This is a genomic window from Chromohalobacter sp. 48-RD10 (assembly GCF_029889785.1).
Classification (GTDB): Bacteria; Pseudomonadota; Gammaproteobacteria; order Pseudomonadales; family Halomonadaceae; genus Chromohalobacter.
The window spans coordinates 66,843-76,177 of the sequence record NZ_JARANX010000012.1; the positions used below are offsets into that span (position 1 = coordinate 66,843).

Below are 9,335 nucleotides of genomic sequence, written 5' to 3' on the forward strand. Positions count from 1 at the left end.
GCCCGAAGCCCGAAGCCCGAAGCCCGAAGCCCGAAGCCCGAAGCCCGAAGCCCGAATTCACGAAAAGAGAGTTGCCGATATGGAATTGACGCCGAGAGACAAGGACAAGCTGCTGTTGTTCTCCGCTGCGCAGCTTGCCGAGCGACGCCGCGACCGTGGCTTGAAGCTGAATTACCCCGAGGCGGTGGCGTTGATCAGCTTCGAGATTCTCGAAGGGGCGCGTGATGGCAAGAGCGTCGCCGAGTTGATGGGCTACGGCCGCGAGATTCTGACGCGTGACGATGTGATGGAAGGCGTGGCCGAGATGGTCGACGAGGTGCAGGTCGAGGCGACCTTCCCCGACGGCACCAAACTCGTAACCGTTCACTCGCCGATTGTGTAAGGGGGCTCCATGATTCCCGGTGAATATCAGTTGCAGGCAGACGATATCGAGCTGTGCGCGGGACGCGAGCGGATCACCGTCGACGTCGCCAATACCGGCGACCGGCCGGTTCAGATCGGTTCTCACTATCACTTTGCCGAGGCGAATCCAGCGCTCATCTTCGACCGCGACAAGACGCGTGGTTATCGCCTCGACGTGGCGGCGGGCACGGCGATTCGCTTCGAACCTGGCCAGACACGTGAAGTGACGCTGATTCCCTATGCCGGGCGCCGACACATATATGGCTTCCACGGTGATGTGATGGGCAGCCTCGAGCAATCCGGTGCGGGAGAAAAGTCATGAAATCGGTTAACACGATCAGTCGCCAGGCCTATGCCGACATGTACGGTCCGACCGTGGGCGATAAAGTCCGGCTGGGCGATACCGAGCTATGGGTCGAGGTCGAGCGTGACGCTACCGACTATGGCGACGAGGTCAAGTTCGGCGGCGGCAAGGTCATCCGTGACGGCATGGGCCAGAGCCAGCGCAGCGACGCCGCCGTCATGGACACCGTGATCACCAACGCGCTGATTCTCGATTGGTGGGGCATCGTCAAGGCCGATGTCGGCCTCAAGCATGGCCGCATCGCGGCGATCGGCAAGGCCGGTAATCCCGACACTCAGCCGGATGTCGAGATCGTCATCGGGCCAGGCACCGAGATCATCGCCGGCGAGGGCAAGATCCTGACGGCGGGTGGTCTGGATGCGCATATCCACTTCGTCTGCCCACAACTGGTGGAAGAGGCGCTGATGAGTGGACTTACCACCATGTTGGGTGGGGGGACCGGTCCGGCGACCGGTACCAACGCCACCACCTGTACGCCCGGCGACTGGCACCTCGGCAAGATGCTGCAGGCGGTCGACGACATGCCGATGAACATCGGCTTTCTCGGCAAGGGCAATGCCAGCCTGCCCGAGGGGCTGGAAGCGCAGCTCGAGGCCGGCGCCATGGGGCTCAAGCTTCACGAGGACTGGGGCACCACGCCGGCGTCCATCGATAATTGCCTGAGCGTGGCCGAGAAGTACGATGTTCAGATCGCGATTCATACCGATACCTTGAACGAATCGGGCTTCGTCGAGGACACGTTGGCGGCGTTCAAGGAACGCTGCATTCACACCTATCACACCGAAGGCGCGGGGGGCGGTCACGCGCCGGATATCATCACCGCGTGCGCCAAGGACTACGTGTTGCCGTCGTCGACCAATCCCACGCGGCCTTACACCGTCAACACCATCGACGAGCATCTCGACATGCTGATGGTGTGCCACCACCTCGATCCCAATATCCCTGAGGATGTGGCCTTCGCCGATTCGCGTATCCGCCGCGAGACCATTGCCGCCGAAGACATCCTTCACGATCTGGGCGTGATCTCGATGATCGCCTCCGACTCCCAGGCCATGGGTCGGGTCGGCGAGGTGGTCTGCCGTACCTGGCAGACGGCACACAAGATGAAGGTACAGCGTGGCCTGCTGCCCGAGGATCGTGAGCGCGGTGCCGACAACCATCGCGCCAAGCGTTACATCGCTAAGTACACGATCAATCCGGCGCTCACGCACGGTATTGCCCATGAGGTGGGCTCGGTGGAGGTCGGCAAGCTGGCCGATCTGGTGCTCTGGGACTCGGCGTTCTTCGGCGCCAAGCCGGCGACGATCCTCAAGGGTGGAATGATCGCCGCCGCGCCGATGGGCGACCCCAATGCGTCGATCCCTACCCCGCAACCGGTGCATTACCGCACTATGTTCGGCGCTTTGGGGAGGGCGGCGAGTCAGACACGTCTGAGCTTCGTCAGCCAGGCCGCGCTCCACGCAGGCATCAAGGCGCGTCTGGGACTGCATAGCGAATTGGCGGCGTGCAAGGGCGTGCGGCAGGTGCGCAAGTCGGACATGAAGCTCAACGATGCCTGCCCCAAGCTCGAGGTCGACCCTCAGACGTATGAAGTTCATGCCGACGGTGAGCTGTTGACTTGCGAGCCGGCGACGGAGTTGCCGCTGGCACAGCGCTATCACTTGTTTTAGACGATGTAAGAAGTAAGAGGGAAGAAGTAAGAGGGAAGCATGCGGTGCCATTGGGGACGGTTTTTGCTTCTAACTGATTTCTTCCTTCTTAAAGAGGCGAAGCCACGTTCTGGAGCATGTCATGCTGAAACTAAATGAACGCCTGGGGCCGGTCACGGTGGAACAGGCCGGCGATACCCTGACGCTGCCGTTCGAGCAGCGCATGCGCGGTCGTCTCAAGGCGATAAGTGACGGTGGCCGCGAGCTGGGGCTGTTTCTCGACCGGGGACCGGTGCTGCGCGATGGCGACGGCTTGCGAGCGGAAAACGGCGAGATCGTGCGTGTATACGCTGCCGAGGAACCCGTGGTGACCGCGCGTACCGTCTCAGGGCTACCCTTGGCGCGCCTCGCCTATCACCTGGGAAATCGTCATGTGCAATTGGCTATCGGTGACGATGACGACGGTGGCTGGGTGCGCTTTCCGCCGGATCATGTGCTTGAGGCGTTGGCCGAGCGGCTGGGCGCGACGTTGGAGCATTACGCCGCACCGTTCGATCCCGAGCCTGGCGCCTACGCCACCGGGGAAGCCCATCACCATACGCATGGCCATGATCATGACCACGACCATGTCCACTGAACGGCATGCGGGCCACGACCCGTTGGCGTTGGCGGGATTGCTGCAACTCGTCAGCCCGGCGTTGCCGATCGGCGCCTTTGCCTGGTCACAGGGTCTCGAGAGTGCGCTGGAACTTGGCTGGGTAGAGGGCGAAGCGGGCCTTGGCGAGTGGATCGCCGGGGTGCTGGACGACGGCCTGACGCGCTGCGAACTGCCGGTTCTGGCACGCGCTTATCACGCCTGGGCGCAAGACGATGGCGAGGCGCTGGCCTATTGGAACACCTGGCTCCAGGCCAATCGCGAAACCCATGAACTGCTCGAGGAAGAACAGCGCCTGGGCGGCACCCTGCTGCGGTTGCTGCATAACCTCGAACAAGTGCCTGAGACGCCGGTTTTGCCCGCCACACCAGGTTACGTGGTGGCCTTCGCTCTGGCGGCACGGGTTCGCGGTGTGAGCTGTGAGGACGCAATGCTGGGGTTTGCCTGGGCCTGGCTGGAGAACCAATTGACGGTGGCCTGCAAGGCGTTGCCGTTGGGACAGACGAGCGCACAGCGCCTTATCGAGAAACTGCGCCCCCATCTGGCCGACGCGGTGGCAACGGCCGTCGTGCTGGACGACGACGAGCTGGGGCCAGCATTACCTGGCCTGGCGTTGGCCAGCGCGCTGCACGAAACCCAGTACTCACGGTTGTTTAGAAGTTGATAGAAGGAAGAGGGAAGAGGGAAGAACGTTGCCATGCGCCTGAAGAAAGACGAGGGATGACAGAGGGCGGTTTTTCTTCCCTCTTCGAGTCGCGAAGCGACGTCTTCCTTCCTTCATCCTTCTTCCTGACATTCGAATTCATGCAAGGAGAAAACCGATGACACATTGTCTACGCGTCGGGATCGGTGGTCCGGTGGGGTCCGGCAAGACGGCCTTGCTCAAGCAGCTCTGTTTGGCACTGCGCGGTCATTACGATATCGCCGTGGTCACCAATGACATCTACACCCGCGAGGATGCTGACTTCCTGCTCAAGCACGACGCCTTGGAGTTCAACCGCATTCTGGGGGTGGAAACCGGGGGCTGTCCGCATACGGCGATCCGCGAGGACGCCTCCATGAACTTGGCGGCGATTGACGAGCTGCAGTCGCGTCATCAGGGGCTCGAACTGGTGATGGTCGAATCCGGTGGCGACAACCTGTCGGCGACGTTCAGCCCCGAGCTTTCCGATCTGACGATCTACGTCATCGATGTTTCCGCTGGGGACAAGATCCCACGCAAGGGCGGGCCGGGGATCACCAAGTCGGATTTGTTGATCATCAACAAGATCGATATCGCCGAGCAGGTGCATGCCTCGCTGGAGATCATGGATCGCGACGCTCGCAAGATGCGTGGCGAACGTCCCTTCGTGTTCGCCAATCTCTACGATGGGGTGGGGGTCGAGGAAGTCATCCGCTTCATCCTCGAGCGCGGCATGCTGCCGGAGCGTCGGCCGCAGCCTGTGGATCAGGCAGCCGCCGATGTAGCACCGAGTCCCTAAGATACGCTGGTTATCACTGACTATCTGGTTATTACTGACTATAAAGGAGAATATTCATGTCCTTGTCTCGTCTTCATATACGCCATCTGATCCTGGCGTTATCTCCCTTGGCCCTATTGTTCTCCGGTTCCGCGTTGGCGCATCCAGGGCATATGCCGCATTCGCATGCCGGCAGTTTCATGGCGGGCTTGACACATCCTCTGACCGGGCTCGATCACTTGCTGGCGATGGCGGCCATCGGGCTGTGGAGCTTCCGTCAGGCGGGTGCGTTACGCCGTGCCATGCCGCTGTTGATTGCGCTGGGTATGCTGGCGGGCGCCAGTCTGGCCTGGATGGGCGTGCCGTTGATGGGCGTCGAATTCGGCATCGCCTCGAGCGTGCTGCTGGCCGGGGTATTGCTGGCCACTCTGGTGCGTTTGCCGAGTGCGCTGGGGGGCGTGCTGGTGTTCGCGTTCATTCTGATGCATGGCCACGCGCATGGCAGCGAACTGGCGCCGGGCGCCTCCGCACTGCTTTACGCGCTGGGCTTCGTATTGACCAGTGTGGTCATCACGCTGGCGGGACGTGTGCTGGGCGAGTGGCTGGCCCGCCGCGACAACCGTTGGCTACGCGGCATCGGTGCTGCCATCGCGGCTGCCGGCGGCGCGCTGTTGATGAGCTAAGCGCCACCTCCGGTCATAGTCGTGGGGTGCGCGTGCGCCGATATCCCGCGTTGATGAAGCAGTAAAGGCCGTAGGCCATCAGCCCCACGGCGACACCGCCGAGCAGCCAGCGTCCATAGGGTTGCTCGGCGAGCGTGTCGAGGACGCCGCCCAGACCCTCGGCATTGTCGGGATCGACTTCGATGGCGGCCACGCACAAGAAAGTTCCGATGATTCCGAACACGATACCGCGAGCCGCTAGCCCTAGACGGGCGATGCCCTCGAGGATGGGCAGCGGCCCATTGGGCATGTCTTCGACGTGCCAATTGCGACGGTAGTGGCGTTTCCAGGCACGCCGAAGCTGATGTAGTCCCACGCCGATAAAAGCGATCCCGAGCCCGAACAGCACAAAGACGCCGCCGGGATAGTCGAGTAACTCGGCGGTTTGTTGTGACGTGCTGCTGCCTCCTCCGCCGCTGGCAAGCGAGCGTACGAGCAAGGTGGCACATTGCCAGGCGAGAGCGATATACAGAGTGCCGCTGATGACGAATCCCAGACGTTGCAAGATGCCCTTCCAGTGGTGGCCCTTATGTTCGAGATCCCACCAGGCTTGGGCGAGACGCCAGAGAACATAGGCCACCAGGCCAAGCCCCAACAGTGCGATCAACAGCGTACCGAATGGCCACAACGCGATGGTACGAATGACCTCGTCCGTGCCGGCATTTTGGCCGCCCATGCCGAGAGTGGTAAGCAACGATAGCCAGCCAATGGTGATATAGATCACCCCCTTGGCGACATAACCGGCACTCGCCGTGCCGCTGAGCGCGTTACGCAAGCCGGCCAGGGAAAATTTCATCAAGACATCCTTGTCGCCGGGAAGAAATGCACGCATGGGAAACGGTAGGCATCATGCCATGCCAAATACAATGACGATGCTTACGGGGCGTGAAGAACATGTGAGTATGCGCCGATCCCCTTGAACGAATGAATGCGCTACCATGAGCGCTTTTGCGCGTATCGTCATTGTAAGGTATACGCTGCGGCAACGTAGACCATCTTTCCTGAGCGGAATTTTCATGAAGCATTATATCGTGCGGCCGACCACGTGGCGTGGCTGGGGGTTGACTCTGGCATTTGTCACGCTCATCGCAGCGGGCATCTGGCCGGTGATCGGTTGGTTCAATCGAGCCTGCGTGGTGCTCGGTTTGCCGCTGATTGCGGTATGGGCGTACGTCGTCGTGTTCGCTTGTTGCGGCGTCATGGCCATCGGCAACCGGCTAGTGGAGCGTTCTGGCGATGACGAGTAGTGTGCCGATTGTCATGACGCTCGCCTATCTGGGCGTGGCGCTCTTCCTGGGCTTGCGCGCCCGGACAGGACGCTCGATGAATTCGTTGGAAGAGTGGGGCGTCGCCGGTCGCAGCATGGGGCCGGTCACGCTCTATCTGCTGATCGCCGCAGGCAGCGTGAGCGCCTACACCTTCATGGGCGCGCCAGGATGGGCTTACACCAAGGGCGTGGCGGTGTTTTATGTGGTGATCTACCTATCCTATCTGGCGCTGGTGGCCTGGTATTTCGGCCCCAAGGTGTGGGCCTTCGGCCGGCGTTTCGGCCATGTCACGCAAGGGGCGGCCATAGCCGATCGCTATGAAAGCCCGCTGTTGGGGGCCCTAGCCGCAGGCGTAATGTCGATTGCGTCATTGGCTTATGCGGTACTGCAGACCATCGGGGCTGCGTATATTCTGAACGTTATGAGCGCTGGGCGATTACCGATCTGGGTGGGGGTGCTGGTGGTCTTGAGCTGTATCGCCCTCTATCTCTATGCCAGCGGTCAACGCGCGATCGGTATCACCAACGCCTTCCAGGGCGTGCTGATGCTGGCGGTGGCGTGGGTGATTGGGCTCTGGGCGTCACAGCGTTTCGGCGGTAGTCTATGGTTTGGCGATGTCTTTACCACTCTGCATGAGCGTGATCCGGCTTTTTTAACCTTGCCGGGCGCGCAGGGAGACATGAGTTTCGCTTTCTGGACGACGTCGATTATCGTCTCGATGTTGTCGTTCATGCCACCGGTCTGGACGCAGTGGATGAGTGCGTCATCGGCACGCACCATTCGTCGCAGCGCAACCTGGCTGCCTAGTTACTATGTAGTCATCTTGCCCATGGTGGTGGTGGGCTTCATCGGCATTTATAGCCTGCCTGAACTGGCACGTGCCGATACCGTGGCGCTCGAGCTTGCCATGCAACAGATGCCGGTCTGGCTGGTGGGCCTGCTTGGCGCGGGCACGTTGGCGGCCTCTATGTCGTCCTGCGAACCCTTCTTGCATTCGGTGGCGCTTTCCTATGCCAAGGATATCGTGCAACCGGCTTTCAAGCTTTCCGATGCCGCTGCCGGCAAGCTGGCGCGGGGCCTGCTCTTGCCGATCATGGCGCTAATCGTCGCGCCGGTGGCCATCGCCGAACCCAGCAACTTGGTGATGATACTGCTCGTGGGGCTGGGATTTGCTACCCAGGTGCTGCCTGCCTTTATCGGCATGTTCTTCTGGACCCGTGCCTCCAAGCTGGGCGTGTTGAGCGGCATCGTGGTGGGGTTTGCCGTCACACTGCTGTTTACGCTGGTGTGGCGCCATCCGCTGGGAATCCACGCTGGGTTCTGGGGGCTTGTCATCAATTTACCCACATTCGTGGTAGTGTCCTGTCTGACGCGACCGGCCTCTCCGCTGGTAGTCGAGCGTTTCTTTGCCATTGCGGCACCAAGACGGCAGGCGACTGAAGCCGGCTTCGTGCCGGACGCGAAGGAATCTGCGTTACGGGCTGAGTAAGTAATTAGCCGAGTATTGTACAACGCTTTTCCGAGCCGGGTCTGACGTCTAAGATGTAGGTGATTCAAGCGATCACCGGCCACTGGGACGCTACTAAAGGAATTGCGCGATTGCGCTGGTTGGTGGCCGGCAGCCAAGGAAGGAGGTGGATGAAGCCTCGCAGGCTCATGTGATCCGAATCGCCAAGGAAGACGCAAGTCTCATGTGTGTCTCCAGAGGTGGAAAATCATCCGCCTCCAACCGGTCTACAAAGGCCGGCGTAAGTTTCTCGCCATCCAATACATGGCGACTTGCCGGTTGATTGTCAACCGGCGTTTTTTTGTCTTCGTTTCGACGTTTGAAGAATGCAAAGAACCAGGGGGATCTTCATGAGACAAACCGCCAAACGAGCATTGAGCGTGATATTGATGGCGGGGTTGGGATGTACGGGAATCGGCAATGCCTGGGGCTATTTCTACAATGGCGCCGACCTTCTCGATTTTCAGCGCCATTACCAGCAATTTCGTGCTGATGAGTCCTACGATACTAGTAAGTTTTTCACCTATACTGGGTACGTGTTAGGTATTTTCGACCGCTTGGAATCCCACGAAAAAATTTGTGCGCCCAGTGACGTTCGCGGCCGCGATATCTTGGATGAAGTGTCGCAATACCTGGAAAGTGCTTCCAGTAGCTGGGACGAACCGGCCAGTGATGTGGTCACCGATGCTTTGAAAAAGGCGTACGTCTGTCAATGACATGATGCCATGTGCAGGGTGAAGCAGGCTTGTCTCCCCAAAAAACGGGGCTGGACTGCCGCTAGGGGCATTCTGTTCCGTTCATGGACCCTTTATTAACGCAGGTTAAGTTTATTGCATTCGCAATTTGTCAGAATACCTGCATCCAGGAAGGATACTCAGCTGCCAAGGACGTGTTGAATTCATTCATGCACTTGGGCTGATGCTGATTGAGAGCCTCCGATCGTCCTCGGGGGCTTTCTCTTTAAACGCCTCAGCGGCCGGTTCATTTCAGTTATGCAATTGCCCAGCTCGCAGACTGGGCAATTTACTGGGACAGCAAAAAGGACTCCAAGGCTGCTCACCGGAGTGATTAAGTGCTGTCAGATTTTACGCTGACGATCTCAAACGGCTTGTAATTGCGGTCAATGATCGTACGCGCTCCTCCATCACTTTCATCATGCACTCACAGGTTTAGTAACCAACGGAGAGCTGCGCCAGTCGGTAGTTTTCAACCCAGTTGTCCAAAAAGTTTGTTCTAAGCCGCGCATTGGTTACGCTTGATTTCCTGGCACTTTCCTGGGTTGAGCGGCACAGCTCCGGTTGGCTCCCA

At 59.9% G+C, this 9,335-nt stretch carries 11 protein-coding genes; 10 read left to right on the top strand and 1 reads right to left on the bottom strand.

The genetic code is table 11. The features are described 5' to 3' along the window. Positions 1–79: 79 nt before the first annotated feature. The 7 genes from OP496_RS12695 (at position 80) to OP496_RS12725 (ending at position 5,213) form a co-directional block, all read left to right on the top strand. Positions 80–382, top strand: coding sequence for an urease subunit gamma (locus OP496_RS12695; protein ID WP_261507533.1), 303 nt, complete (start codon positions 80–82; stop codon positions 380–382). A gap of 9 nt (positions 383–391) precedes the next feature. After that, a complete protein-coding gene (locus tag OP496_RS12700; RefSeq protein WP_280564016.1) occupies positions 392–724 on the top strand; it encodes an urease subunit beta in 333 nt (110 codons plus the stop codon). After that, entirely contained in the window at positions 721–2,436 is a 1,716-nt protein-coding gene (ureC, locus tag OP496_RS12705) for an urease subunit alpha (RefSeq protein WP_280564017.1), read from the top strand. Before OP496_RS12700 ends, ureC begins: the two co-directional genes overlap by 4 nt. 121 nt (positions 2,437–2,557) lie before the next feature. Beyond that, on the top strand, positions 2,558–3,052 hold the full coding sequence (gene ureE / locus OP496_RS12710) for an urease accessory protein UreE (protein WP_280564018.1): 495 nt from the start codon (positions 2,558–2,560) through the stop codon (positions 3,050–3,052). Next, positions 3,042–3,734 (top strand): urease accessory UreF family protein, encoded by a 693-nt coding sequence (locus OP496_RS12715; RefSeq protein WP_280564019.1) that lies wholly within the window; start codon positions 3,042–3,044, stop codon positions 3,732–3,734. Before ureE ends, OP496_RS12715 begins: the two co-directional genes overlap by 11 nt. 157 nt (positions 3,735–3,891) lie before the next feature. Beyond that, complete coding sequence (ureG, locus tag OP496_RS12720; RefSeq protein ID WP_280564021.1) at positions 3,892–4,551, top strand: urease accessory protein UreG; 660 nt, start codon at positions 3,892–3,894, stop codon at positions 4,549–4,551. A 56-nt stretch (positions 4,552–4,607) separates the two neighbouring features. Continuing rightward, positions 4,608–5,213, top strand: a complete 606-nt coding sequence (locus OP496_RS12725; RefSeq protein ID WP_280564022.1) for a HupE/UreJ family protein — start codon at positions 4,608–4,610, stop codon at positions 5,211–5,213. Positions 5,214–5,226: 13 nt separating this feature from the next. On the opposite strand, the gene OP496_RS12730 is transcribed toward OP496_RS12725, so the two are convergent. Continuing rightward, positions 5,227–6,048, bottom strand: coding sequence for a DUF1206 domain-containing protein (locus OP496_RS12730; protein WP_280564023.1), 822 nt, complete (start codon positions 6,046–6,048; stop codon positions 5,227–5,229). 220 nt (positions 6,049–6,268) lie between these two features. Here OP496_RS12730 and OP496_RS12735 point away from each other — a divergent pair, with 220 nt between their 5' ends. The 3 genes from OP496_RS12735 to OP496_RS12745 all read left to right on the top strand — a co-directional run bounded on the left by OP496_RS12735 (position 6,269) and on the right by OP496_RS12745 (position 8,743). Next, positions 6,269–6,499: a hypothetical protein gene (locus OP496_RS12735; RefSeq protein ID WP_280564025.1), complete on the top strand. Its 231-nt coding sequence runs from the start codon at positions 6,269–6,271 to the stop codon at positions 6,497–6,499. Beyond that, positions 6,489–8,009, top strand: coding sequence for a sodium:solute symporter family protein (locus OP496_RS12740; RefSeq protein WP_280564026.1), 1,521 nt, complete (start codon positions 6,489–6,491; stop codon positions 8,007–8,009). The genes OP496_RS12735 and OP496_RS12740 overlap by 11 nt, the downstream gene beginning before the upstream one ends. Positions 8,010–8,377: 368 nt before the next feature. Next, positions 8,378–8,743 carry a Rap1a/Tai family immunity protein gene (locus tag OP496_RS12745; protein WP_280564027.1) on the top strand — a complete coding sequence of 122 codons (366 nt, stop codon included), beginning with the start codon at positions 8,378–8,380 and terminating at the stop codon, positions 8,741–8,743. Positions 8,744–9,335 lie beyond the last annotated feature (592 nt).